18 protein-coding genes are annotated in these 25236 nt (G+C 63.5%); 8 read left to right on the forward strand and 10 right to left on the reverse strand.

Annotation, left to right across the window (positions count from 1 at the left end; all coding sequences use genetic code 11):
- Nucleotides 1-93 precede the first annotated feature (93 nt).
- From GW587_RS28915 to GW587_RS28930, 4 genes are all read left to right on the forward strand, one after another.
- Nucleotides 94-516 carry a divergent PAP2 family protein gene (locus tag GW587_RS28915; RefSeq protein WP_166108368.1) on the forward strand — a complete coding sequence of 141 codons (423 nt, stop codon included), beginning with the start codon at nt 94-96 and terminating at the stop codon, nt 514-516.
- Nucleotides 517-741: 225 nt separating this feature from the next.
- Entirely contained in the window at nt 742-1923 is a 1182-nt protein-coding gene (locus GW587_RS28920) for an efflux RND transporter periplasmic adaptor subunit (RefSeq protein WP_166108369.1), read from the forward strand.
- A 15-nt stretch (nt 1924-1938) separates the two neighbouring features.
- Nucleotides 1939-5169, forward strand: a complete 3231-nt coding sequence (locus GW587_RS28925) for an efflux RND transporter permease subunit (protein ID WP_166108370.1) — start codon at nt 1939-1941, stop codon at nt 5167-5169.
- A gap of 178 nt (nt 5170-5347) precedes the next feature.
- Nucleotides 5348-6769 carry an OmpP1/FadL family transporter gene (locus GW587_RS28930; RefSeq protein WP_166108371.1) on the forward strand — a complete coding sequence of 474 codons (1422 nt, stop codon included), beginning with the start codon at nt 5348-5350 and terminating at the stop codon, nt 6767-6769.
- 48 nt (nt 6770-6817) lie between these two features.
- Here the strand turns inward: GW587_RS28930 and GW587_RS28935 are convergent, their stop codons facing one another.
- The gene (locus tag GW587_RS28935) at nt 6818-8218 is read right to left on the reverse strand and encodes an L-cystine transporter (protein ID WP_166108372.1); all 1401 of its coding nucleotides are present in this window, start codon (nt 8216-8218) and stop codon (nt 6818-6820) included.
- A gap of 252 nt (nt 8219-8470) precedes the next feature.
- Here GW587_RS28935 and GW587_RS28940 point away from each other — a divergent pair, with 252 nt between their 5' ends.
- Complete coding sequence (locus GW587_RS28940) at nt 8471-10243, forward strand: methyl-accepting chemotaxis protein (protein ID WP_166108396.1); 1773 nt, start codon at nt 8471-8473, stop codon at nt 10241-10243.
- Here the strand turns inward: GW587_RS28940 and GW587_RS28945 are convergent.
- The 7 genes from GW587_RS28945 to GW587_RS28975 all read right to left on the reverse strand — a co-directional run bounded on the left by GW587_RS28945 (nt 10221) and on the right by GW587_RS28975 (nt 18817).
- Nucleotides 10221-11564 carry a sensor histidine kinase gene (locus GW587_RS28945; RefSeq protein ID WP_166108373.1) on the reverse strand — a complete coding sequence of 448 codons (1344 nt, stop codon included), beginning with the start codon at nt 11562-11564 and terminating at the stop codon, nt 10221-10223. The two genes, GW587_RS28940 and GW587_RS28945, sit on opposite strands and share 23 nt — an antisense overlap.
- Nucleotides 11564-13018 (reverse strand): sigma-54-dependent transcriptional regulator, encoded by a 1455-nt coding sequence (locus GW587_RS28950; RefSeq protein ID WP_166108374.1) that lies wholly within the window; start codon nt 13016-13018, stop codon nt 11564-11566. The genes GW587_RS28945 and GW587_RS28950 overlap by 1 nt, the downstream gene beginning before the upstream one ends.
- A 14-nt stretch (nt 13019-13032) precedes the next feature.
- Nucleotides 13033-14235: an ABC transporter permease gene (locus GW587_RS28955; protein ID WP_166108375.1), complete on the reverse strand. Its 1203-nt coding sequence runs from the start codon at nt 14233-14235 to the stop codon at nt 13033-13035.
- Nucleotides 14235-15482 carry an ABC transporter permease gene (locus GW587_RS28960; protein ID WP_166108376.1) on the reverse strand — a complete coding sequence of 416 codons (1248 nt, stop codon included), beginning with the start codon at nt 15480-15482 and terminating at the stop codon, nt 14235-14237. The genes GW587_RS28955 and GW587_RS28960 overlap by 1 nt, the downstream gene beginning before the upstream one ends.
- Before the next feature lie 9 nt (nt 15483-15491).
- Nucleotides 15492-16154, reverse strand: coding sequence for an ABC transporter ATP-binding protein (locus tag GW587_RS28965; RefSeq protein ID WP_166108377.1), 663 nt, complete (start codon nt 16152-16154; stop codon nt 15492-15494).
- Nucleotides 16155-16167: 13 nt separating this feature from the next.
- Nucleotides 16168-17415, reverse strand: a complete 1248-nt coding sequence (locus GW587_RS28970; RefSeq protein ID WP_166108378.1) for an efflux RND transporter periplasmic adaptor subunit — start codon at nt 17413-17415, stop codon at nt 16168-16170.
- A gap of 187 nt (nt 17416-17602) precedes the next feature.
- Nucleotides 17603-18817 carry a hypothetical protein gene (locus GW587_RS28975; protein WP_166108379.1) on the reverse strand — a complete coding sequence of 405 codons (1215 nt, stop codon included), beginning with the start codon at nt 18815-18817 and terminating at the stop codon, nt 17603-17605.
- Between the two features lie 162 nt (nt 18818-18979).
- Here GW587_RS28975 and GW587_RS28980 point away from each other — a divergent pair, with 162 nt between their 5' ends.
- Both GW587_RS28980 and GW587_RS28985 read left to right on the forward strand, forming a co-directional pair.
- A complete protein-coding gene (locus GW587_RS28980) occupies nt 18980-19771 on the forward strand; it encodes a transporter (RefSeq protein ID WP_166108380.1) in 792 nt (263 codons plus the stop codon).
- A gap of 126 nt (nt 19772-19897) precedes the next feature.
- Nucleotides 19898-21331 (forward strand): methyl-accepting chemotaxis protein, encoded by a 1434-nt coding sequence (locus GW587_RS28985; RefSeq protein WP_166108381.1) that lies wholly within the window; start codon nt 19898-19900, stop codon nt 21329-21331.
- A gap of 162 nt (nt 21332-21493) precedes the next feature.
- Here the strand turns inward: GW587_RS28985 and GW587_RS28990 are convergent, their stop codons facing one another.
- Nucleotides 21494-23143 (reverse strand): methyl-accepting chemotaxis protein, encoded by a 1650-nt coding sequence (locus GW587_RS28990; protein WP_166108382.1) that lies wholly within the window; start codon nt 23141-23143, stop codon nt 21494-21496.
- Between the two features lie 242 nt (nt 23144-23385).
- Here GW587_RS28990 and GW587_RS28995 point away from each other — a divergent pair, with 242 nt between their 5' ends.
- Complete coding sequence (locus tag GW587_RS28995) at nt 23386-24546, forward strand: DUF418 domain-containing protein (protein WP_166108383.1); 1161 nt, start codon at nt 23386-23388, stop codon at nt 24544-24546.
- 78 nt (nt 24547-24624) lie between these two features.
- On the opposite strand, the gene GW587_RS29000 is transcribed toward GW587_RS28995, so the two are convergent.
- The gene (locus GW587_RS29000; protein ID WP_166108397.1) at nt 24625-25221 is read right to left on the reverse strand and encodes an IMPACT family protein; all 597 of its coding nucleotides are present in this window, start codon (nt 25219-25221) and stop codon (nt 24625-24627) included.
- Nucleotides 25222-25236 lie beyond the last annotated feature (15 nt).

Here is a 25236-nt window from a genome sequence, read left to right on the forward strand (position 1 = left end):
AATTTAACGGATGGGTTGAATTTTATATTACTTGCTTCCGTCGCTCTATTGCCATCTGCGATAATTGCGCCATAAACATGCAAAGGACCACAGATGGACATCGCTTACCTCGTCACGCCGCTGATCACCTGGATCACCGTCGGGCCGATCAAATTCCTGATTAATAGCGTCAAGGCGCGCAAATGGGCGTTCAACCTGGTTGGCAACGGCGGGTTTCCGAGCAACCACAGCGCCGTGGTGTCGAGCATGGCGACCCTGATCGCCCTGCGCGAGGGCATCGGCCATCCGGCTTTCGGCGTGGCGGTGACGCTGTGCTTCATCGTCGTCATCGACGCCAACAGCCTGCGCCAGCATGTCGGCAAGCAGGCGGCCGCGATCAACCGGGTCGCCAAGGACACGCCCGGACACAGTTGGCTACGCGAGCGCATGGGCCATACGCTGGTCGAGATCGCCGGCGGCCTGTGTACCGGCATCGCCATCGCCCATGTGATCCACGCCGTCTTCGGCCGAGGCTGAGCGCCGCCGTCCCTCCTGTCCGACGGGACCGTCCGGTCCTGTCCGCCGCTGTCCGCTAGCCCTCCCGCGCTTTACCGTTTATCCTCGTATTTGGCGTTTCAGCCACAAATTCCGCAGTCCGTCGCACGGTAATTGACCTCAGCGGGCGGCTCGGGGATACTCCGTGCCCTGTAGTCTGGCTAAAATTTTAATAAGCACCAGTGTGCCACTTTCCCGGAGAATTTTATGTTGCGCAAATCCCTGCTAGCTCTCGCCATTGCCTCAGCCCTGGTGGCATGCGGCAAATCAGCCAAGGAGCCTGAAAAGGCCGGCGCCAGCGCTTCCGCCACCGCCGACGCCGGCAAGAAGGACGAGAAAAAAGAGCCGCTGGTGACCTTGCAGATGTCGCCCGAGGATACCGTCACCGTCGAATCGAACGCGCTGGCGTCCGGTCCGGTGATCACCGGCTCGATCCAGCCCGAGCGCCGCGCCGATCTGCGCGCCGAGGTGGGCGCCATCGTACTTCAGGTACTCAAGGAAAACGGCGAACCGGTCAAGAAGGGCGACGTGCTGCTGCGCCTGGACGAGACCTCGATCCGCGACAGCGTCAATTCCGCCGACGAAGCCACCCGCGCCGCCGAACAGACCCTGGCCCAGACCACCCGCATGTTCGAGCGCCAGAAGACCCTGCTGGCCTCCGGCATGGTCTCGACCCAGGCCCAGGAAGACGCCGAAATGCGCCGCAACAACGCCCAGAGCGATCTGGCGGCGGCCCGTTCGCGTTCGGTCGCGGCGCGCCAGCAGCTGACCCGCACCGTGGTGCGCGCGCCGTTCGACGGCATCGTCAGCGAGCGCAAGGTCTCCAGCGGCGACACCGCGCAGGTGGGCAAGGAGCTGATCAAGGTGATCGATCCGTCCAGCATGCGCTTCGAGGGCCTGGTCTCGGCCGACAAGATCGGCGTGGTCAAGGTCGGCCAGCCGGTGCTGTTCCGCGTCAACGGCTATCCGGGCCAGAATTTCAGCGGCAAGGTCAAGCGCGTCGATCCGGCCGCCAACGCCGTCACCCGCCAGGTCGAGGTGCTGGTCGAGTTCGCCGAGCCGGCGCAGCCGCGCGTGGCCGGCCTGTACGCCGAGGGCCGGGTCGAGTCGCAGGTGACGTCGACCCTGATGATCCCGCCGTCGTCGCTGGTGCAGGCCGGCGATTCGAGCTACGTCTGGCGCGTCAAGGGCGGCCAGCTGGCCAAGGTGCCGCTGACCATCGGCACCCGCGACGAGCGCAGCGGCCGCTGGCAGGTGCTGAGCGGCCTGACCACCGGCGACATGGTGGTGCGCGTGCCGGGCGCCGGCTTCAAGGATGGCCAGAAGGTCGAACTCAGCGCGCCGAAAGCGGTGGCCTCGGCCACGTCGCCGGCCGCCACTGGTAAATAAAAAGGATAACCCGCCATGTTCTTATCGGATTTTAGTATCAAGCGGCCGATCGCGACGATCGTGCTGATCGTCGCGATGATGGTGCTGGGCCTGATGGCGCTGAGCAAATTGCGCGTCAATCAAAACCCGGACGTCGAAGTGCCCTTCATCGTGGTCAATATTCCGTATCCGGGCGCGTCGCCGGAAACGGTGGAGCGCGAAATCGTCAACCGCCTGGAAAAATCGCTGCAGTCGATCACCGGCGTGACCGAAGTCAACAGCACCGCGTCGGAAAGCTCGGCCAGCATCTTCATCAAGTTCACCTTCACCAAGAACCTGATCGAGGCCTCGGACGAGATCCGCAACGCCATCGCGGCGGTGCGCTACAAGCTGCCGACCGAGATGCGCGAGCCGATCCTGCAGCGTATCGATCCGTCGGCGCAGCCGGTGATGCAGCTGGCGCTGTCGTCCAACACCCAGAGCCACGCGGTGATTTCGCGCCTGGCCGAGGACAAGCTGGCCGACCGCCTGCGCGGTGTCGACGGCGTGGCCTCGGTCAACATCGACGGTTCGCTGAAGCGCGAGCTGAGCGTGCTGTTGAAGGCCGAGAAGCTGCGTGAATACAATGTCTCCGTCGGCGACGTGGTCAACGCGCTGCGCAACCAGAACACCAACGCGCCGGTCGGCAAGGTGCGTGGTGAGCTGGACGAGAAGAGCATCCGCCTGGTCGGCCGCATCGAGCGTCCGGAAGAATTCCAGCAGGTGGTGGTCAAGCGCAACGGCAACGAGCTGGTGCGCCTGGCCCAGGTGGCGACGATTGAAGACGGCTTCGCCGAAATCAACAGCCTGAGCGTGCGCTCCGGCAAACCGAACGTCGGTATCTCCGTGACCCGCTCGCGCGACGCCTCGACCGTGACCGTGGCCAAGAAAATCCGCACCCTGGTCGAAGAGATGCGCAAGGACCTGCCGTCCGGCACCACGCTGGAAGTGACGGAAGATGACGGCGAAAACGCCCAGAGCAGCCTGAACAACGTGATCGAATCGCTGATCTTCGGTGCCGGCCTGACCATCTTCGTGGTGTACGCCTTCCTCAACTCGTGGCGCTCGACGCTGATCACCGCGCTGTCGCTGCCGACCTCGGTGCTGGCCGCCTTCATCGGCGTCTGGCTGTGCGGCTTCACGCTGAACTTCATGACCCTGCTGGGCCTGTCGCTGGCGATCGGCGTGCTGATCGATGACGCCATCGTGGTGCGGGAAAACATCGTGCGCCACATGCAGATGGGCGCCGACCGCCGCACCGCCGCGATGAAGGGCACCGCCGAGATCGGCATGGCGGTGGCCGCGACCACCTTCTCGATCATGGCCGTGTTCATTCCGGTGGCCTTCATGCCGGGCATCACCGGCGAATGGTTCCGTCCGTTCGCGCTGACCGTGACCTGCTCGGTGGCGGTGTCGCTGGTGATTTCGTTTACGCTCGATCCGATGCTGTCGGCGTTCTGGGGCGATCCGCCGGATCACCACACCGCGCCGCGCAAGGGCTTCGAGAAAGTGCTGCAACGCTTCAACGACTGGTTCGACCATCAGGCCGACCGCTACGGCAACGTCATCGAATGGGCGCTGCATCACCGCCGTTCGATGGTGGTGATCGCGGTGGTCACGCTGGCGGCGGCGCTGGGCCTGCAAGCCAAATTCGGCGGCGCCAGCTTCGTGCCGTCGTCCGACTGGGGCACCATCGCCATCGACGTGCGCACGCCGTCGTCGAGCAGCCTGGAATACTCGCGCCTGAAACTGGAGAAGGCCGCCGTGATCGCCCGTTCGATCAAGGAAACCAAGGAAACCAACAGCTACGTCAACCTCAGCGGCGGCCGCATCTATGTCGACATCGGCAAGAAGACCGAACGCAAGCGCGGCGTGATCGAGGTGGCAAAGGAATTGCGGCAGAAGCTGGCCGGCCTGGTCGGCGCCGAGTACACCGTGCTGGACGACCTGAGCAACGGCGCCCGCAAGCCGGTGCAGATCGAATTCACCGGCGTCGATTCGCGCAAGCTGATGGAGATCACCAACGCTTACATGGAACGTCTGCGCAAGATCCCGGGCGCGGTCGACGTCGGCCTGTCCGAGATGGATCCGAAGGACGAGCTGCAGATCGAACTCAACCGTGGCCTGGCCAACTCGATGGGCATCGCCGCCGGCGACGCGGCGCAAGCGTTGCGCGTGGCCTTCGCCGGCATCGAAGTGGGCGACTGGGTCGACCCGACCGGCGAATCGCGCGACGTCGCGGTGCGCCTGGCGCCGGAAGACCGCACCAGCTCGGAAAACATCGAGCGCCTGCCGATCGCCGTCACCGGCACCAATCAGATGGTGCCGCTCGACCAGATCGCTCGCGTGACGATGGGCAAGGGCCCGTCCACCATCAAGCACAAGGACGGCAAGCGCGTGATCACGGTCACCGCCAACGTCGAGGGCCGTTCGCCGGGCGAAGTGACCAGCGACGCGATGAAACTGGTCAAGGACATCGACTTCCCGCCGGGCTACGGCCTGAACCTGGGCGGCGCCGGCAAGGACATGAACGAAGTGTTCGGCGCCATGGTGATCGCGCTGTTCGCCGGCGTCGGCCTGATGTACCTGATCCTGGTGATGCAGTTCGGTTCCTTCACGGCGCCGATCGCGGTGATGCTGTCCTTGCCGCTGTCGCTGATCGGCGTGGTGCTGGGCCTGCTGCTGACCGGCAGCACCATCAACCTGATGAGCCTGATCGGCGTGATCATGCTGATGGGCCTGGTGGCGAAGAACGCCATCCTGCTGCTGGACGCGGCGCGCAAGCGCGAGGAAGAGGGCTACGGTCGCGAAGACTCGCTGATGTACGCCGGCCGCATGCGGCTGCGTCCGATCCTGATGACCACGCTGGCGCTGATCGCCGGCATGTTCCCGGTCGCATTGGGCCTGGGCGAGGGCGGCGAGTTCTATCGTCCGATGGCGATCGCCATCATCGGCGGCACGATCACCTCGACCCTGCTGACGCTGCTGATGGTGCCGACCTTCTACGACAGCATCGAGATCAGCAAGGACCGCATGGTCGCCAAGTTCCAGCGCCGCGCGCTGCGCTGGTCGGCCGCGCCGGCCCTGGTGGTCACCTTGGTCGAAGCGGTGTTGACCATCATCTTCGTGCGCTGGATCTTCCGCCAGATCATGAAGCTGGTGTTCAAGCTGACCGGCAAGGGCGGCAAGCCGGCGGTGCCGGTGAGCGTCGCGCTGGACCCGCACTGATAGCACTAAGTCATTGTTTTAGCTATGCAAAAAGGGCCTTCGGGCCCTTTTTTAGTACGGGCGCTCTATTTTATATGTTTCATAAATGTAGTATGCTGCTGGCCTTCCTGCACCAAAACCAACTCTTAACAGTTTGGCATGCTGCGGGCCGATAGAACATATAAAGAGACCCATCACAATGCAACCTAAATACCTCACCCTGGTCATCGCCGCCGCCCTGGCCGCCACCTCCGTCGGCGCCAACGCGTCCGGCTACCGTTTCGGCTCGCAAAGCCTGTCGGGTCAAGGCACGGCCGACGCCAACGGCGCCGAAGCCGCCGACGCTTCGACCATCTTTTACAACCCGGCCGGCCTGTCGCGCCTGGATGGCACGCAGATCACCGCCGGCGCCACCGTGGTCGTGCCGCACTCGACCTACAACGACACCGGTTCGACCCACTTCACCGGCGCGCCGACCAACGGCACCCCGGCCAAGGACTACGCGCCGAATTCGGTGACCGCGCCGTCGCTGTACATCAGCAAGAAGATCAACGATCAGTGGGCCGCCGGCCTGGGCCTGTACGTCCCCTACGGCACCAAGCTGGACTATGGCAACACCTGGAGCGGCCGCTACGCGCTGACCAACGTCAAGCTGGAATCGATCACGCTGAACCCGTCGGTGTCGTTCAAGCTGAATGAGCACCACGCCTTCGGCTTCGGTATCGACGCCGAATTCATGAAAGCCGAGCTGGGCCAGGCGGTGGACGTGCCGGGTTCGATCGCAGCGCTGTCGAGCGGCGCCGGCGCCGCCCAGGGCGCGCTGCTGATCCGCCAGATCACCGCGCTGGGCGGCAATCCTGCGCTGCTGCGTTCCGCGCAGGACGCCCACGGCTCGAACGACGCCAAGGACTGGGGCTGGGGCTTCAACCTGGGCTACCTGTACACGCTGGACGAAAACACCCGTTTCGGCCTGGCCTACCGCTCGTCGATCTCGCACCAGCTGCGCGGCAGCACCGTGTGGGACTTCTCGCAGGTGACCACCGATCCGGTCGTCAACCAGGTGCTGGCCGCCGCGTCGCACAAGGTCAACTCGGCCGCGCTGGTGACCCTGCGCACGCCGGAAACCGTGTCGGCCAACGTGTTCCACCAGTTCGATTCGAAATGGGCCGGCATGGCGGACGTGACCTTTACCCGCAACAACCGCATGGGCAACCTGGACATCCAGTTCCCGGGCACCGGCGAGGGCGCCGAAGTGATCCGCCAGCAATGGAAGAACACCGTGCGCGTTTCGCTGGGCGGCAACTATAAATATAACCAGGACCTGACGCTGCGCGCCGGTATCGCGCATGACGAATCGCCGGTGCAAGGCCCGGAGCTGACCCACCCGGCGCTGCCGGACAGCGACCGCATGCAGTACTCGGTCGGCGCCAACTGGAAGCTGAGCCCGCGTTCGTCGATCGACTTCGCGTACAGCTACCTGGACTTCAAGGACGCCAAGCTCAACTACACCAACCAGTGCAATCCGCTGTCGACCACCTGCACCGGCAACGGCGAAACCACCCGTGGCGTGTACCAGACCCATCTGTCGTTGGTGGGCCTGTCGTACAACTACAAGTTCTAAGTCGAACCGTGTGACGTAAAAAAAGGACCTTCGGGTCCTTTTTTTGTTTTATGCCGCCTTGCGTTCGCTGTCGATGGGCAGCTCGGCGTCGCTGTTGAAGACGGCCAGGTCGGTTTCCCCCATCACCCGGCTGGTGACCGCGCCGGCGGTGATCGAGCCGCTGACGTTGAGCGCGGTGCGGCCCATGTCGATCAGCGGTTCGATCGAGATCAGCAGCCCGGCCAGCGCCACCGGCAGGTTCATCGCCGACAGCACGATCAGCGCGGCGAAGGTGGCGCCGCCGCCGACCCCGGCCACGCCCACCGAGCCGATGGTGATGATCGCCAGCAGCGGGGCGATGAAGGCCACGGTGAACGGATCGACGCCGACCGTCGGCGCGATCATCACCGCCAGCATCGCCGGGTAAATCCCGGCGCAGCCGTTCTGGCCGATGGTGGCGCCGAACGAGGCGGCGAAGTTGGCGATGCCCTCCGAGGTGCCGAGGCGCCTGGTCTGGGTCTGCACGCTCATCGGGATGGCGCCGGCGCTGCTGCGCGAGGTGAAGGCGAAGGTCAGCACCGGCAGGATCTTGGCGGCGTAGCGCAGCGGGTTGAGGCCGATGCCGGTGACGATCAGCAGGTGCACGCCGAACATCAGCAGCAGCGCGCTGTACGAGGCCAGCACGAAATCGATCAGGTGCAGGATGTCGGTGTAGCTGGAGGTCGACACCATCTGCGCCATCAGCGCGAACACGCCGTACGGGGTCAGCCGCAGCACCAGCGTGACGATGCGCATCACGATGGCGTGCGCCACCTGGATGAAGCGCTCGAAGGCGCTGAAGATGTCCGGCTTGCTGCCGTGGATGCCGACGGCGGCGATGCCGATGAACACCGAGAAGATCACCACCGCGATGGTCGAGGTCTTGCGGCCGCCGGTCAGGTCGAAGAAGGGATTGGCCGGGATGAAGCTTAACAACATGCTCGGCAGCGAGATCGCCTGCGCCGCTTCGACCTTGCCTTGCAGGTAGACGCCGCGCGCGATGTCGGCGGCGGAGGCGGTCAGGCCTACCGCGCTCAGGTGGAACACCTTGGCCATCAGGATGCCCAGGCCGGCCGCGACCAGGGTGGTGATCATCAGCGTGCCGATGGTCAGCGCGCTGATCTTGCCCAGCGAGTTGATGCCGTTCAGCTTGAGGATGGCGCCGATGATGGAGACCATAATCAGCGGCATCACGATCATCTGCAGCAGCTTGACGTAGCCGGAGCCGACGATGTCCAGGTAGTCGCCGGTGGTCTTGAGCTCGGCCGCGTCGGCGCCGTAGATGGCTTGCAGCACGGCGCCCAGCACCACGCCCAGCCCCATGCCGGTGAACACGCGCACCGAAAAGGACGCATGCCGGCGCTGCAATGCGTACAGCACGCCCAGCAAGATGGCGGCCGCCAGCAGGTTGAGGATCACGTTGATTGCCATTGCTTGCCCTTTGCTTCACAAATGAATAGTTTTAACCGATCGGTCATTCTATAGATGATCGGGGCGATATTGGCTTCGGGAATGCTTCGTTGCTACGAATATTTGGCTATATACCTATGCGATTTATTCATATAAACACTTTATATTTTTAAATCGTTCACACGAAGCAACTACTTAAACTACATGGATGGGTTGCCGTACAATTTAACGACCGTTATCGCAATCCTTCTCAGGAGCATTCGTATGGCAAACATGAAAGTTGGTACCCGGCTCAGCCTGGGCTTCGGGCTGGTGCTTGCACTGATGCTGATGATCTCGCTGCTGGGCGTGTTCAACATGAGCACGATCCATGCCAAGCTTGACCGCATCGTCAACGAGAATGTGGTCAAAACCGAGCTGGTGGGGACGATGGCGAACTCGGTGCATATCGTCGCCAGGGTGTCGCGCTCGGTGGTATTGCTCAACGACGAGGCCGCCATCCGCGCCGAAATGGCCAAGGTCCAGACCGCGCGCGAGGCGTACAACCAGGCGGTCGACAAGCTGGGCAGGATGCCGTCGACGCCGCAGGGCGCGGAGATCCGCGCGCGCATCGCCGGCATGGCGCTGGAGGCGCGGCCGATGAACGACAAGGTGTTCGAGCTGGCGCTGGCCAACCATGACGACGAGGCCACGGTGCTGCTGATGCAGCAGGCCGGCCCGGCGACCTTGAAATGGCAGGATGCGATGGATGACTACGCGCGCCTGCAAAAAGCCAACAACCAGGCCGACGTCGACGCCGCCACCGTGGCCTATCACCGCGCACGCCTGCTGATGCTGGTCTTGAGCGGCATCGCCATCGCCGTGGGCGCGGTGGCGGCCGTGATGATCGCGCGCAAGCTGTTGCGTCAGCTGGGTGGCGAGCCGGACTACGCGGCCGAGGTCGCGGGCCGCATCGCCGCCGGCGACCTGACGGTGGCGGTCGACACCAGACACGGCGACGACGGCAGCATGCTGCTGGCGATGAAAAAGATGCGCGATGCGCTGGCCGGCATCGTCGGCGAGGTGCGCACCGGCACCGAGGCGATCGCGTCGGCGTCGAGCCAGATCGCCGCCGGCAACCAGGATTTGTCGGCGCGCACCGAGCAGCAGGCCAGCTCGCTGGAGGAGACCGCGTCGTCGATGGAGGAGCTGACCAGCGCGGTGCGCCAGAACAACGACAACGCGCGTCAGGCCAACCAGCTGGCGCAATCGGCGTCGGCGGTGGCGCAGCAGGGGGGGGCGGTGGTGTCGCAGGTGGTCGATACCATGGGGGCGATCAACGACTCGTCGCGCAAGATCGTCGACATCATCGCGGTGATCGATGGCATCGCGTTCCAGACCAATATCCTGGCCTTGAACGCGGCGGTCGAGGCGGCACGCGCCGGCGAGCAGGGGCGGGGCTTCGCGGTGGTGGCGACCGAGGTGCGCAATCTGGCGCAGCGCTCGGCCTCGGCGGCCAAGGAGATCAAGGAGCTGATCGGCGATTCGGTCGAGAAGGTGGAGATCGGCAGCAAGCTGGTTGAGCGCGCCGGGCAGACCATGGAGGAAGTGGTGGCCAGCGTGCAACGCGTGACCGACATCACGGCCGATATCTCGACCGCCGGCGACGAGCAGAGCGCGGGCATCGAGCAGATCAACCAGGCCGTCAGCGAGATGGATACGGTGACGCAGCAGAACGCGGCGCTGGTCGAAGAGGCCGCCGCCGCCGCCGAGGCGATGCAGCAGCAGGCGGCCAAGCTGGAGCAGGTGGTCAGCGTGTTCCGGCTCGATGGCGCGGTTGGCCGCGCGGCGTCGGGCTCGTTGGCGGTCGCGAATACGCGCGCCATGCCGGCGTTCGCGTCCGCCACAGCGGCGCGTGCCGCTCCGGCCTTGGCGCCGGTCGCCGGTCCGCGCGCCGCGTCGGGCGACGGTGGCGGCGCCGCGCCGCGCAAGCCGCTGGCGACCAAGCCGCGGCAGCGCCAGGCCAGCACGGCCACGGCCGACGTCAGCGATTGGGAAGAGTTTTAAACCAGATATCGAAGCGGGTCTGGCCGTCGCCGTTGGCGGCCAGGCGGTAGGGGAAGCCGTGGCGGTTCAGCACCTCGCGCACGAACAGCAGGCCGATCCCCTGACCGCCTTTCTTGGTGGTGAAGAACGGCGTGAACAGCTGCCGCGCCGGCACGTCGCCCAGCAGGTTGCCGCTGTCGATCACCGATAGCCGCGCGCCGTCGGCCTCGTCGGCCAGCACGAAGTCGATGCGCTTGTCGCCCGCCGCGCCGGCCTCCACCGCCTCCATCGCATTCTTGACCACGTTCAGCAGCGCCTGCTCGATCAGGTGGCGGTCCAGCTGGATCGCCGCGATCTCGTCGCAGCGTTGCCAGCCGATGTGGATGCCGCGGCTGCGGCAAGGCTCGCGGTACAGATACAGGATGTCGTCCATGATGTCGCGCACGGCGTTGGGACGCATCTCCGGCGCCGGCATCTTGACCACGCGCGTGAAGCGCTCGATGAATTCCCCGAGGCTGACATTGCGGCGCTTGACGGCGACGATGGCGGTGCTGAAATCCTCGCCGTCGCGCTCGGCCAACTGGCTGCGGTAGTACAGCAGCGAATCGAGCACCGAACCGGTGGCGGCGACGGTGTTGTTGACCTCGTGCGCGAGCACGCGGATCAGTTTGTCGTAGGTGGCTTTCTCCGAGCTTTCCAGTTCCTCGGTCAGTTCCTCGACCAGCAGGAAGTGGCGGGCGAAGCCGCGATCGTAGAAGTGGCCGCGCTGGCCGCGATAGCGACGGCCGTCGGTGTCGGTCAGCATCTGGCTGTCGCCGGGCGGCAGGGCGTCCAGTTGCGCCAGCAGGCTCAGGGCATCGTCGCCGGGGCGGCATGCGCCGAGTGTCTTGCCCTTGGCTTGCGACAGCCCCGGCAATGCTTGCGCGCTGGCGTTGAGCAGACTAACGCGACCGTCGAAATCGAACACGATGACGGCGCTTGGCGTCGCCTCCAGCAGGCGGTCGAGGAAACCTTGCTGCTCGCCGATCTGCAAGCGCTCCTGGTACAGCGCGCCCAACATCGTGTTGAACAGCTGGACCAGTTCGTTCAGTTCCGCATCGTCGCTTTGCTGCAGGCGGGCGGCGTAGTGCTGGTCTTGCAGCAGATCGTGGAAATGGCGCGTATAGCCCAACGGCTCCAGCGCGCGGCGGATCAGCCGCATGCCGAGGATCAGGCTCAGCACCAACACCGTCTCCAGCGCCAGCATGGTCAGCGGCGCGCCAAGGAACAGCAGCATCGTGATGCCGAGGAACAGCACGTGCGCCGCGATCAGATAAGCGTACAGGCGTTGACGCAGGCTCATCAGCGGACGCCCATGCGGGCACCGGTGGCGGCGTGGCCCAGGTTGCCGTTGCCGTCGGCCTCGTCCGGCGCGCCGCCCAGGCCGTGGCGTTCGAGGCGGCGGTACAGGGCGGTGCGGCTCAGGCCCAGCGTCTTGGCGACGCGCGAGATATTGCCCTGGTGCTGCTCCAGCGCGTGCGCGATCATGTGGCGTTCGACCTGCTCCAAGGTCATGCCGTCGGTGCCGAGACGCTGGCCCGGCGCGCCGCCATGCTCGTGCTGCTCGGCCGCGATGAAATCGGCCTGCCGCAACTCGGTCCTGCCGACCAGCAGCAAGGTGCGCTCCAGCGTCTGCTTGAGCTGGCGGATATTGCCCGGCCAAGGCTGCGCGCTCAGCCACTCCAGCGCCTGCGGCGCGATGCTGGCCGGCGCCAGCCCATAGCTGGCCGACACCTCGCCGATGATGTGCCGCGCCAACAGCGGAATATCGCTGCGCCGCTCGCGCAACGGCGGCAAGCGGATCGTGATCAGATTCAAACGATAGAACAGATCCTCGCGGAACTCGCCGCCGGCGACCAGCGACGCCAGCTCGCGGTTGGTGGCCGACACCACCCGGATGTCCGCCCGCTCGGTGCGGCTGGCGCCGACTTGCTGATAGGTCTGATCCTGCAACACCCGCAGCAGCTTGACCTGATCGGAACGATTCAATTCGCCGATCTCGTCGAGGAACAACGTCCCCTCGTGCGCGCTGGCGACGTGGCCCTTGCGGTCGGTCTTGGCATCGGTGAAGGCGCCGCGCACATGGCCGAACATCTCGCTCTCGAACAACGACGGCGTGATCGCGCCCATATTGATCTTGACGATGGGCCGCGCCGCGCGCGGACTGTTGCGGTGGATGGCGTCGGCGATCAACTCCTTGCCGCAACCGCTTTCGCCGAGGATCAGCACCGGCGCGCGCGTCGCCGCCACCTGGCCGATGGTCGACAACACTTTCAGCAAGCGCGGATGCTCGCCGATGATGCCGCCGAAATCGAACTGCGCATCGAGCGCCTGGCGCGACAAGGTGGCGGCGCTGGCCGACGGCGGCGCCGCCGTCTCCAGCGTGGCGTGGATCAACGCGGCCAATTGCGTGTTGTCCCACGGCTTGGTGAAGAAGTTGGCGGCGCCGGCCTGCACGCCGCGCACCGCCAGCGCGATCGACCCCCAGGCCGTCATCAGCAGCACCGGCAACGCGGGCTGCGCCTGCTTGATGTCGGCGAGCAGGCGCAAGCCTTCCTCGCCGCTGGTGTGCAGCGAGAAGTTCATGTCCTGCAGCACCAGATCGACCGGCTGCTGCGCCAGCAGCGCCAGCGCTTGCCCCGGACCGTCGCAGCACAGCGGCTCGAAGCCGGATTGCTTCAGCAGCAGCGCCAGCGACACCTGGACCGCGCTGTCGTCGTCGACGATCAGGATGCGTTGCTTGCGGGATGAGTCCATTGATTCAAACAGCCTTATTCATAATGCAGCGCCTGTGTCGGGCTGAGGCGCGCGGCGCGCCAGCCCGGATAGAGCGAACACAGCAAGGATAGCAGATAGATCACGCCCGCCGATAGCGCCGCCGAGGCCAAAAACACCGTCCAGTTCAGGCTGTCGCCGAAGACCCCGGTCAGCGGCAGCTGCACCAGCAGCACCAGCGCCACCACGATCGCGCCGCTGCTCAGCAACAGCTGCTCGGCGATGATCTGGCGGTAGATGCTGCCGGCGTCGGCGCCCAGCGCGCGGCGCAGGCCGATTTCCGGGATCCGCTGCGTGGTGTTTTGCCACAGCACGCCGAACAGGCCGAAGGCGACCATCACCAGCAGGAATGCGGCGATCACCGACAGGATCATCAGCGGGATCATCTGCGTGGTCAGCATCGACTTGCGGCCTTCGCTGAGCGGCACGATGACGTAGGACCATTCGCTGTGCAGCTGCTTCAACCGCGTGTTGAGCTTGCTTTCAAAACTGCGCGGCGTGCCTGGCTTCAGCTTGAGCATGATGGTCATCGCCGGATCCTTGCCGACGCCGGGGATGAAGCGCGGCAGCATGAAGTCGCGCGGATCCATGTATTCGCCGTGCGGGCGGAAGTGTTCGACCACCGCGCTGACGCGGTAGCGTTGCTGCGGCTTTTCCTTGTCCTTGCTGTCGGCGCTGATATAGATCTGGCCGACGGCCGATTTGCCGGGGAACAGTTTGTCGGCCAGGCGGCGGTTGATGACCACCGGCGCCGCGTCGGCCGCGTCGTCGGCGCTGGAGAACCAGCGGCCTTCGGCCGGCGTCATCTGCATCGCGGCGAAGAAGTCGTCGGTGACCGCCAGCCCGTCGATGACGAGCTTCTGGCTGCCGTCCGGCAGCGAGTACTTGCTGGTCCAGCGCGACATCTCGTAGGGGCCGAAGGAGGTGAACGCGACCTTTTCCACTTCCGGCAGATCCAGCAGGCTGCGTTTCAGTGTGTCGTACATGGCGGCATCGTTCGGGATGTCCTGCGCCGCGCGGATGCTGACCGACCACTGGTCGCGCCAGGCGAAACCGGTCGGCATCTGGTACAGCTGGTAGTTGCGGGTGGCGAAGGCGGCGATGCCGAACACGATCAGGAAGGCCAGCAGGATTTCCAGGCTCAGCATCATGTTCCTGGATTTGCGCTTCCAGATCAGCTTTAACAAATGGCGCAGCATTATGCGTTTCCTTTCAAGGCATGGACCGGGTCGAGGCGGGACATTTTCCAGGCCGGGATGACGCCGGACAGCAGCCCGAACACCAGCGTGATCAGCAGGCCGTAGCCGAACACGGCGAGATTCAGATGCACCTTCAGATAGGGAATCATTCCCGAGCCTTCCAGCCACCACAGCGCGCCGGCGGCGCAAGCGAGGCCGATCACGCCGCCCGCCAGACACAGCAGCACGTTTTCCAGCACCAGCTGCGCCACCAACTGGCGGCTGGTGGCGCCGAAGGCCTTGCGCACGCCGATCTCGCTGCTGCGTTCCAGGATGCGGCCGACGTTCAGGTTGATCAGGTTCAGCGCCGGCAGCGTCATGAACAGCAGCATCAACACCACGATGATCGCCAGCAGCTGGCCGGAGCCGCCGTCTTCGGACTCTTCGGCGCTGCGGCCGAGCAGGGTGCGCGAGAACAGTTCCAGCTTGGAGTCGCCCCACATATGCGTGACGTTGAACGCGGTCGGATCGTCGTACTCGACCGTCTTGGCGACGCGGATGATGTCGCGCTTGATGGCCGGCAGGTCTTCCTTCTTGTGCGCCAGGATCATCGCGCTGTACGGGCCGAACAGGGAATTCTTGTAGTCGGTCGACGGCTGGCTGGTGATCGGCACCCACAGATCGGCGAAGGCGTTGATGTGCAGCTCGTCCTCGACCACGCCGATGACTTCGAACACCTGGCCGCCGGCGCTGAACTTCTGGCCCAGGAACGGCAGGCCGGGGAACAGCTTGCGCGCGGTGGTCTGGTTCAGCACCGCGACCATGCGTCCCTGCGCCACGTCGTCGCCGTTGAACAGCCGGCCCGAGACCAGCGTGAAGTCGAGGATCTTCCAGTATTCGGCGTCGGTGCGGCGCATCATCAGGTCGCTGACGCGGTCACCCTGATAGACCGACACCGATTGCGGGAAGGTGCTGGCCGAGACCGCTTCCACGCCCGTCAGCGGCTTCAGGTATTTGTCGATCAGTTTATAGCCCAGGGTGCCGTTGCGCATGCTGCCCTTGCCGGTATGGCTGGAGTGCACCATGATCATTTGCACGAAGCGTTCGCTCTTGCCTTCGACGCCGGTGGGGGTGAAGGTGTTTTGCAACAGCGCGGTGACCACCATCAGCACCACCAGCGTCAGCACGATGCACAACAGGTTGATCGCGGTGAACAGCTTGCGGCGCATGAAGACCTTCCACGCGGTCAGCAGATAATTTCTGAACATGGCGGCTCCTTAAGCGACCAGCTGGCCGTCGAACACGCGCACGATGCGGCCGGCCATCTTGGCCTCCTGTTCGTTGTGGGTGACCATCACCACGGTCGTGCCTTCGCTGTGCAGCTTGAGCAGGATGTCCATCACTTCCTGGCCCATCTTGCTGTCCAGGTTGCCGGTCGGCTCATCGGCCAGCAATACCTGCGGCTGGCCGACGATGGCGCGGGCGATCGCGACGCGCTGTTGCTGGCCGCCCGACAGCTGGTTCGGATAGTGGTCCATGCGCGCGCCGAGGCCGACTTTTTCCAGCGCCTCGCGCGCCAGCCGCTGGCGCTTCTTGGCCGAAATGTCGCGGTACAGCAGCGGCAGCTCGACGTTGTCGATCACGCGCAGGTCGTTGATCAGGTGGAAGCTCTGGAAGATGAAGCCGAAGGTGTTGTTGCGCAGCTTGGCCACATGCTTGTCCTTGTACGACGCGACCGGCGCGCCGGCGACGTGGATCGAGCCGCTGCCGGGACGGTCGAGCAGGCCGATCAGGTTCAGCAGCGTGCTCTTGCCGCAACCGCTCGGCCCCATCAGGCAGACGAATTCGGATTTCTCGACATGCAGGTCGATGTCTTTCAGGGCCAGGGTTTCGACCTTGTCGGTCTGGTAGGTTTTGCTGACGTTTTGCAGGCGGATCATGGAAGACCTTTCGTTATTGAGCGACACGGACGCTGTCGCGTTCCTTGTAGCGGCTGGTATCGGAAATGATGAGGCGGTCGCCGGCGCGGGCGCCGGACAGAATTTCGACGGACTTGCCATCGCTGGCGCCGATGTCGAGCGTGGTCTTGCGGGCGACGCCGTCGCGCACCACGAACACGTCCTGCGGGCCGCGGCCGTTGAAGGCGGGGCCGTAGTCGGCCAGCAGGGTGTTTTTCTTTTGCTCGGTGACGATGTTCACTTCGACCCGCAGCTTGTTGCGCAGCATGGCGTGGTTGGGCTGGGCCAGCGTGACCAGCAGCTTGACGGTGCCGTTCTGGATTTCCGGCAGGACTGTCTGCACCACGCCGTCGAGCTTGACGTTGCCTTGTTCGACCAGCACTTTCTGGCCGGCGCCCAGCGCGCGGGCGTGGAAGTCGGACAGCGAGGCTTCGACCTTGTAGTTGTTCAGCTCGGAGACCTTGGCCACCAGCTGGCCGGTGGCGACGCTGGCGCCCTCGTCGGCCAGCAGCCAGGTCAGCATGCCGGCGAACGGCGCGCGCACCTGGGTTTGCGCCAGCAGTTCCTGTTGTTGCAGCAGTTGCTTTTGCAGGATGTTCTTTTGCAGCCGCGCGCCCTCGATATTGCTGGAGGTGACGCGCTTGCTGTCGGCGATCTGTTCATGTTGCTGGCGCAGCTGGATCTCGTTGCGTTTGACGTTGAGTTCGGCGGTCAGCAAATCCTCGGCCGAAACGCCGCCGGCCTTGCGCAGCGTCTGGTAGCGGCCGAGCTTGACGCGGGTGGCTTCCAGGTCCAGCTCCAGCAGTTCGATGGCGCTGATCAGTTGCTTGCGTTTCTGCTCCATCTCCAGGGTCAGCGCGAGGATGCGGTTTTCCTGCTGCGCCAGTTGCTCCTTGATGGCGTCGATGGCCAGCAGGATGGTGCGGTTGTCCAGTTCCAGCAGCAGTTCGTTGGCCTGCACCTGCTGGCCGAGCTTGGCGTTGACCTTGGCGACGCGGGTCTGGATCGGGCTCGAAACGAATTCCTCGTGCACCGGGATGACGATGCCGGAAGCGTTGATGGTGTTGGCGATATTGCCGACGCGGACTTCGGCCAGCATGACGCCGGCGGCGTCGACGCTGGGGCTGACGGCGCGGTTGATGCCCCAGGCAGCGGCGCACAGCGTGGCGAGCAGGGCAGCGATCGCCAGCGCGGTCTTGCGCTTGCGGCGGGCGATGATGTCGGGGTTGAGGGCTTGGTCCATGCCTTCTCTATTGCAAGCCCTGTGCCACACCTTTGATTCAACGACAAAACCATACAAATCAAAGGCCTGGCATCAGTAGGCCACCTCGCCACGCATGCGGCGCTTGCCCGCCTTCGCGCACCACCGTCCGGAAACGGACACCCTCAACTTTCCATGCGGCGACGCGCTAGCTGATGCACTTGCCCGCTCAAGACGATGGGCATACTGAACTGGCCTTTGCAAGATTTGCGTCGATCAGTTCCAAGCTGAATATTTTTTTCTTGAAGTCAATTTGCACCGTGCTGATGTCGGCGCTGGGCAGCAGTAGTGGAATGGTCGCGTGCTGGCCATTTTTTCCAGCTGTCGCAGCAGACAGGCGAATATAGGTCTCGCTACCGATGCGGGACATCACGTGCACGTTGCACAAGTGCACTGGAGTGACTTGTTCCTTCTCGCATTCCTTGGCCAAAAAAGTCGCGACGCTGCTGCAGGATTTGCCGGAAATAGTCAGGCGTTCGGCGTAAAAATTGCCGATCTTGGTTCGCTGCGCGACCATCATGGGAAGCATGCCAGTGGCATGAAGAAACATTGTCGCGATAAGTGGTAGCAGCAGTGCCAAAGGAAATACGGCATACCAATACTTGCGATTTTTCTTTGCTATGTAGAGCACCAGAGTGCCTGCGGCCGCCAGTAACATCGCGTACTGCACTATGCCTAACATCATGCCCGAATAGTCGTCGGGCTTGAAACTGGAGGCCCTGTCCAACGTCAGCAATAGCAAGGAGCACGGTACTGTCTGTAGGCATCCAATGAATAGATACGCTCCGAGTCTGGTCATGAGGTGGCGACGCAACAACTTCTGCCATTTGTCCAGATGATGCGGTCGAGTGGTGTGGGTATCCGGCACCGGATTAGGCAAGAATTTGCGTGGAATCCGCTTTGCCCTGACGGAAAAAAGCAGGATGATGCTGAATCCATAGGCAATGGCTGCATAGGCAAAACTCCAGTCCAGATAGCTGTACACCAGAATCAGCAGCGTCAAGATACATAAACTCAGGAAATTGTAGGCGGTCCACTCGACCAGCTGACCGCCAAAACGCCCCGGCTTGGCAACCGGGACCGCAGCGCGCTGGGCCAGCAATATCCCCAAACTGGGGAAAAGCATCGCTGTCGCAATGATAGTGGACACGATGATGGCGATATATGCCAGCGACAGCAGCACGTTGACCGCAGCCTGCAAGTCGAAATTAGGGAAATAGTCGATATATTGAAAGTAGCTGAACAAGGACAAGGTGCCCCAGCTCAGCAGGCTCAACCAAGCAAGCTTGAGCGGATTTTCCTTGGCATATTTTTTTAGCCAATGGTCGCCCGCTTCGCGGTGAGTTTTAGCAGGCCTGGCGCGAAAGGATCGTAATGTGTTCATTGAAATCACCATTCAAAAAAATTAATACTGTTTTATTTTTAATATTTTATTTTGGAAATTATTGATTGCGCAAACCATTTTTTCATTGTGGAAATTTGCCAACGGATGGTTGGCGTCGATGTGTTACCGTAATGCCCAGTACACCCTGATGAAGGAGGACTCATGCACATAAAAAACAGGGGACTGACGCTGTTGTTGAGCGTCTCGGCGCTGGCGGGCGCTGCGGAGCCGGATGAGATCGTCACCGACCGGCCGGACTTCGTCGAATCCAGTAACGTGGTCGGCAAAGGCCGCTTCCAGATCGAGACCAGCGTCGCGCAGGAGCGCAACAAGGCGGACGGTTTCAAAGACCGCACCTGGTCCACACCCACCTTGCTGCGCTTCGGCGTCAGCGACACGCTTGAACTGCGCTTTGAAACCGATGGCCGCATGCGCGCCACCTCGGACAACCTCGCCACCGGCGCCCGCGTTACCGAAAACGGCTATGCCGACGTCGCGCTCGGCGTCAAATGGCATATGGCCGACGAGAATGGCTGGCGGCCGTCGCTGGGCATCCTCGCCCACGCCGACCTGAACACCGGCTCGGCAGCGTTCCGCGCGCCGGGCAACGGCGGCTCGCTGCGCCTGGCGGCGGAATGGGAATTGCCCGACGAATTCTCGCTCGGCGTGATGCCTGGCCTGGCCTGGCAGCGCAGCGAAGAAGGCGGACGCTACACCAGCGCCATCTTCGGCGTCGTGCTGGGCAAGGGCTGGACCGACCGCTTCCGCACCTTCGTCGAATACTCGGCGCCGCAGATCGCGCGCGCCCGCAACGGCGGTTCCGTCACCACCTTCGATGTCGGCGGCGCCTATCTGGTGGCCGACAATATGCAGGTCGATGCCGCCGTCTCGCGCGCGCTCAACAAGAACACGCCGGACTGGAGCTGGACCGTCGGCTTTTCCATCAAGTTTTAATCCTCAGGGGATCTCATGCATTTGACGATCAAGCGGCGTCTGCTGCTGTCGAACCTGGTCACGCTGGCGTTCGTCAGCCTGGTCGGCGTGGTGGGCTAGGTCGCGGTGCGGGTGCTCGATGCCTCGATGGACGCGATCAGCGCCAACAGCGCGGCGATGAAAGACCAGCTGCAGGCCGACCAGGCCCACGACGCGCTGCGCGCCGATGTGCTGGCGGCGCGGCTGGCCGGCGACAAGAACGATCCGGCCGAAGCCAAGGAGGTGCGCGCGGATACCGCCGAGCACATCGCGCTGTTCCGCAAGCTGATCAAGGAAATGGACCAGGTCGGCACCGACGACGAGGTCAAGCTGGCGATGCAAAAAGTGCGGCCCGACGTGGACCGTTATCTGCTCAGCGCGCAGGAAATGGTCGAGCTGTCGCTGACCGACAAGGATCAGGCGCAGGCCAGGTTCGCCGCCTTCATGGACAGCTTCCGCGTGCTGGAAAAAAGCATGGCCGCGCTGAGCGAGCTGATCGAAAAGAATTCCGATGCCAGCAAGGAGGTCGGCGATGCGGCGGTGGTCAGCTCGCGCTACCAGATCATCGGCTTTTCGCTGTTGGCGGCGGCGGTGGCGCTGGTCATCGGGTGGATGATTTCGCGCTCCATCATGCGGCCGTTGGACGAGGCGGTGGGCTTCGCCGAGCGCGTGGCGCAGGGCGATTTGTCGGGGCGGATGGAAGTGGTGGATGCCGACCGCACCGAGACCGGCTTGCTGAAGCGCGCCTTGCGCGATATGAACGACAGTCTGCACCGCATCGTCAGCCAGGTGCGCAACGGGACGGATGCGATCGCGCATGCGTCCGGCGAGATCGCGGCCGGCAATCTGGACTTGTCGTCGCGCACCGAGGAGCAGGCCAGCTCGCTGGAGGAGACGGCGTCGTCGATGGAGCAGATGACGTCGGCGGTGAAGCAGAATTCCAGCAACGCCGGCCAGGCGAATCAATTGGCGGCGTCGGCGGCGGAGGTCGCGGTCCAGGGCGGCGCGGTGATGGCGCGCATGGTCGAGACGATGGGGGCGATCAATGAGTCGTCGCGCAAGATCGTCGACATTATCGCGGTGATCGAGGGGATAGCGTTCCAGACCAATATCCTGGCCTTGAACGCGGCGGTCGAGGCGGCGCGCGCCGGCGAGCAGGGGCGCGGCTTCGCGGTGGTGGCGTCGGAAGTGCGCAGCCTGGCGCAGCGCTCGGACACGGCGGCCAAGGAGGTCAAGTTGTTGATCGACGCGTCGGTGGCGCAGGTGGCCGACGGGAGCGCGCTGGTGGGACAGGCCGGCGGCACCATGGACGGGATAGTGGCCGGCATCAACCGGGTCAACGCGATCGTCGGCGAAATCGCCAGCGCCAGCCGCGAGCAGGAGATGGGGATCGATCAGGTGAACCAGGCGATCGGCACCATCGACAGTGCGACCCAGCAGAACGCCGCGCTGGTGGAGGAAGCCGCCGCCGCAGCGGCCGCGCTGCAGGAGCAGGCGGGCCGGTTGGCGGAGGCGGTGAAGGTGTTCAAGCTGGCGCGGTAGATGTCGCGCCGGGCACGGCGGCCCGGCAGCGCGGCGGATGAGCCGGAGCGGCACCGCGCGCAGCGCCGGCCCGGCGCAGGCCGCCGTCGCTGCGGCCGCGCCGCAAACCTGCCTAATGCCGAACGCCGAACGCCGAACGCCGGGCGAGGAGGGTGATGCGTGTCAGGCGGCGGCGAGGCGGCTGCCGCGCGGCGCGGCCAGCGCCAGCCTGGTCTGCGTACGTTTGCTGCCGACGCCCACCGGCGCAGCGCCACGATCCGAGGCCAGCTTGAACACGCCCACCAGCTGCACCAGCTGATGCGCCTGGTCCTGCTGCGCTTCCGCCGCCGCGGCAGCTTGCTCGACCAGCGCCGCGTTTTGCTGCGTGACGGTGTCCATCTCCGCGATCGCATGATTGATCTGCTCGATGCCTGCTTCCTGTTCGTTGCTGGCGGTGCTGATCTCGCCCATGATGTCGGTGACGGATTTGACCGCGTCGACGATCTGTCCCATCGTCGCGCCGGCTTGGCCGACCAGCTCGGTACCCGCGCCGACCTTGCTGACCGACTCGTCGATCAACAATTTGATTTCCTTGGCCGCCGACGCCGACCGCTGCGCCAGCGTGCGCACCTCGGACGCCACAACCGCGAAGCCGCGACCCTGCTCGCCGGCGCGCGCCGCTTCGACCGCCGCGTTCAAGGCCAGGATGTTGGTCTGGAAAGCGATGCCGTCGATGACGCTGATGATGTCGACGATCTTCCGGGCCGATGCGTTGATCTCGTCCATGGTCTGCACCACGTCCGACACCACCAGCCCGCCCTTGACCGCGATCTCCGACGCGGAACGCGCCAGCGTGTTGGCCTGGCGCGCGTTTTCGCTGTTCTGCTTGACGGTGGCGGTCAGTTCTTCCATCGACGAAGCGGTCTCTTCCAGCGACCCGGCCTGCTGCTCGGTGCGCGAGGACAGGTCCATATTGCCGGCCGCGATTTCGGTCGCCGCCGTGACGATGGAGTCGGCGCCGCCGCGCACCTGGCCGACGATATCGGCCAGACTGTCGCGCATGGCCTGGATCGCGAACAGCAGGCTGGTGCGGTCACCGGTGCGGGTGTGAATGACCACCGACAGGTCGCCGGCGGCGATCTTGCCGGCGATCGCGGCGACCGCGCCCGGTTCGCCGCCGAGCTCACGCATCAACTGGCGCGAGATCAGCAGCGCGCCGGCCGTGCCGAGGCCGATGGAGAGCAGGCCCAGCAGCAGATGCTGGTTGCGCGAGTCCAGATAGGTGGCTTCGGCTTGCTGGCGTGCGGTTTCCATCGAGTTGCTCTGATGTGCGATCAGCGCGTCGATGGCGTTCATATTGGTCAGTTGCCGCTCGCGCATCACGGTCAGCATGTAGTCGACGGCGCCATCGATGTCGTTTTCTTTGCGCAGGCGGATGACTTCCTCCAGCGCCTGCTCGTACGGCGCGCGCGAGGCTTGCAGCGTGGCGAACAGTTCCTTGCCTTTTTCAGACCTGATCGTCGCATCCAGCTTCTTCATGGTGGCGTCGATCTCCTGGCGCTTGCCGGCGACCGTGCTCAGCTCCTTGGCGGACTTGGCGGCGTCCTTGATCAGCAGCGCGTTGCGCAGCGAGCGCGCCACCTTGTTGTTGTCGTTCATGATGCTCTGGGCCAGCAGCACCTTCGGATAGGTTTCCGTGACGATGGCGCTGGTGCCGTCGTTGAGCTTGCCCAAATCATAAATACTGAGGCCGATGGCGAGCGCCAACATCAACAGAACCGCGCCAAAGCCCAGCCCGAGCCGGGTGCTTACCTTGATGTGTTTGATATTCATTTTGTTATTCCGATGGTCGAGAAGATGACTCGCGTTCCGTTGCCGGGGGGCAGGGAGCGTTGGCGGGAATGAGGCCGGAGAAGAGATATGATCGCGAGAATTGGGCGATCGCTGTTGCGAGGGATAGTCACCAATATACACACAGTTTTACCGTGTGGCAATATTTACCGGTGAATGATGTTGTTTGGTATTGGGATCGTTTCCAATTACACTGGCTATTTCGTTTACTGATTAAGGTTGCGATGAATCCCACCACGTCCCGGCTGGACGTGATCGACGCGCTGCGCGGTTTCGCCATCGTCTCGATCATGCTGCTCCACAATATCGAGCACTTTGACTTCTACTTTTCGCCGACCGGTCTGCCGGCCTGGCTGCAGGCGCTGGACAAGGTCATCTGGGACAGCATGTTCTTCCTGTTCGGCGGCAAGTCGTACGCGATCTTTGCCCTGCTATTCGGAATGACCTTCTATATCCAGCACCACAACCGCGAGCTGAAGGGCGAGGACTTCCGGGCCCGCTTCGCGTGGCGGCTGGTGCTGCTGCTCGGCTTTGGTCTGGTGAATTCGATGTTTTATCACGGCGATATCCTGAGTATTTATGCGGTGCTGGGATTGGCGTTGATTCCCGTGGCCCGGCTGCGCGGCGGCATCGTACTGCCAATCGCTATCGTCTTATTGTTGCAGCCTTATGCCTGGCTGGAGTTTATCCAGGCCCTGCCGAATCCAGACGAGAAACTCGCCGATCCCGCATCGTGGGTTTATTTCGGCCGCGCCAATGAATATATGAAAAATGGCTCGGCCACACAGGTCTGGTGGGGAAATCTGACCAATGGAAAAATCGGCGTTATTCGCTGGAGCTGGGAAAATGGCCGGATATTCCAGATTCCCGCGTTATTCATGCTGGGCATGCTGGCAGGAAGGAAAGGCATGTTCCAGATATCGCCGGAAAATAAGCGCCGGTGGCGCCATATACTGGCCGTCGCTGCGGTGGCGTTCGTCCCGCTTTATTTGATGAGGACGTATCCGGAATCGTGGGGGCTGGGCGAGGCATTGCGCCGGCCGTTGTTGGTGATTATTACGTCATGGTCCAACTTGGCCTTCATGACGGTTCTGGTTTCAAGCTTTGCGCTGTTGTTTTATTCGTGGCGTTGGCTGGAAATATTTTCCCCGCTGGGGCGTATGAGTTTGACCAGCTATGTGGTGCAATCGATTATCGGCACGACGATTTATTATGGCTTTGGCTTGGGCATGTATCAATATACCGGCGCCAGTTTCGCGTTGCTGATCGGTATCACGCTGGCCTTGTTGCAGCGACAGTTCAGCGTGTGGTGGCTGCGGCGTCACAAGCAGGGGCCGCTTGAAACCTTGTGGCACAAAGCGACCTGGGCGGGTTCTCCCCGTTAGTTCGTGCCAGATATTGGCATGAATATACCAAAAAACAGCTTGGGTAGGCCGGCCGCTCGCAACGAGGGGCGAGCCGCCTTATTCTTCTTCGGGCTTGATCCAGACGATGCGGCCGTGGCCGGCTTCATTCAGACGGATAATCAACGCATCTGCCATATTATCGGCCAGGCTGAATTCGAAAGTAACGTCGTCGGCGTGCGAGACATTATCCAGCGCGGCGCCGGCGGACTCTATTTCACGGCGCAGCATGCCTTCCATCGCATAAGGCGCGGTGCAAGCAAGATGCCGCAACTTGATAATCGCGACTTTCTCCGCTTTTAATAAGGCTTGCGCCACGCTGTCGGTATAAGCCCGCACCAGACCGCCGGCGCCAAGTTTAACGCCGCCGAAATAACGCACCACGGTGGCCAATACCCCTTCCAGATCCTGATGGCGTAAAACATCCAGCATTGGACGGCCTGCCGTGCCGCTCGGTTCACCATCATCGACAGCCGCAGATTGGCCACCGGCTAATAATGCCCAGCATACGTGCGCCGCGCCGGGATGTTGCGCCCATAATTCCGCCACGACTTTCTGCGCGGCGGCCCGATCGGTCATCGGCTGGACGCAGGCGATAAAACGGCTTTTTTTAATCAGCAGTTCATGATCGACGGCTGAGATTATAGTTTGAGGCATGGGGAGGATATCGGC

This window comes from Duganella aceris (assembly GCF_011090165.1).
Lineage (GTDB): Bacteria > Pseudomonadota > Gammaproteobacteria > Burkholderiales > Burkholderiaceae_D > Rugamonas > Rugamonas aceris.

Bases quoted from the DNA above. Each gene is read 5' to 3' on its own strand.
- GW587_RS28915 (WP_166108368.1), top strand. From the start codon at position 94: ATGGACATCGCTTACCTCGTCACGCCGCTGATCACCTGGATCACCGTC.
- GW587_RS28920 (WP_166108369.1), top strand. From the start codon at position 742: ATGTTGCGCAAATCCCTGCTAGCTCTCGCCATTGCCTCAGCCCTGGTG.
- GW587_RS28925 (WP_166108370.1), top strand. From the start codon at position 1,939: ATGTTCTTATCGGATTTTAGTATCAAGCGGCCGATCGCGACGATCGTG.
- GW587_RS28930 (WP_166108371.1), top strand. From the start codon at position 5,348: ATGCAACCTAAATACCTCACCCTGGTCATCGCCGCCGCCCTGGCCGCC.
- GW587_RS28935 (WP_166108372.1), bottom strand. From the start codon at position 8,218: ATGGCAATCAACGTGATCCTCAACCTGCTGGCGGCCGCCATCTTGCTG.
- GW587_RS28940 (WP_166108396.1), top strand. From the start codon at position 8,471: ATGAAAGTTGGTACCCGGCTCAGCCTGGGCTTCGGGCTGGTGCTTGCA.
- GW587_RS28945 (WP_166108373.1), bottom strand. From the start codon at position 11,564: ATGAGCCTGCGTCAACGCCTGTACGCTTATCTGATCGCGGCGCACGTG.
- GW587_RS28950 (WP_166108374.1), bottom strand. From the start codon at position 13,018: ATGGACTCATCCCGCAAGCAACGCATCCTGATCGTCGACGACGACAGC.
- GW587_RS28955 (WP_166108375.1), bottom strand. From the start codon at position 14,235: ATGCTGCGCCATTTGTTAAAGCTGATCTGGAAGCGCAAATCCAGGAAC.
- GW587_RS28960 (WP_166108376.1), bottom strand. From the start codon at position 15,482: ATGTTCAGAAATTATCTGCTGACCGCGTGGAAGGTCTTCATGCGCCGC.
- GW587_RS28965 (WP_166108377.1), bottom strand. From the start codon at position 16,154: ATGATCCGCCTGCAAAACGTCAGCAAAACCTACCAGACCGACAAGGTC.
- GW587_RS28970 (WP_166108378.1), bottom strand. From the start codon at position 17,415: ATGGACCAAGCCCTCAACCCCGACATCATCGCCCGCCGCAAGCGCAAG.
- GW587_RS28975 (WP_166108379.1), bottom strand. From the start codon at position 18,817: ATGAACACATTACGATCCTTTCGCGCCAGGCCTGCTAAAACTCACCGC.
- GW587_RS28980 (WP_166108380.1), top strand. From the start codon at position 18,980: ATGCACATAAAAAACAGGGGACTGACGCTGTTGTTGAGCGTCTCGGCG.
- GW587_RS28985 (WP_166108381.1), top strand. From the start codon at position 19,898: ATGGACGCGATCAGCGCCAACAGCGCGGCGATGAAAGACCAGCTGCAG.
- GW587_RS28990 (WP_166108382.1), bottom strand. From the start codon at position 23,143: ATGAATATCAAACACATCAAGGTAAGCACCCGGCTCGGGCTGGGCTTT.
- GW587_RS28995 (WP_166108383.1), top strand. From the start codon at position 23,386: ATGAATCCCACCACGTCCCGGCTGGACGTGATCGACGCGCTGCGCGGT.
- GW587_RS29000 (WP_166108397.1), bottom strand. From the start codon at position 25,221: ATGCCTCAAACTATAATCTCAGCCGTCGATCATGAACTGCTGATTAAA.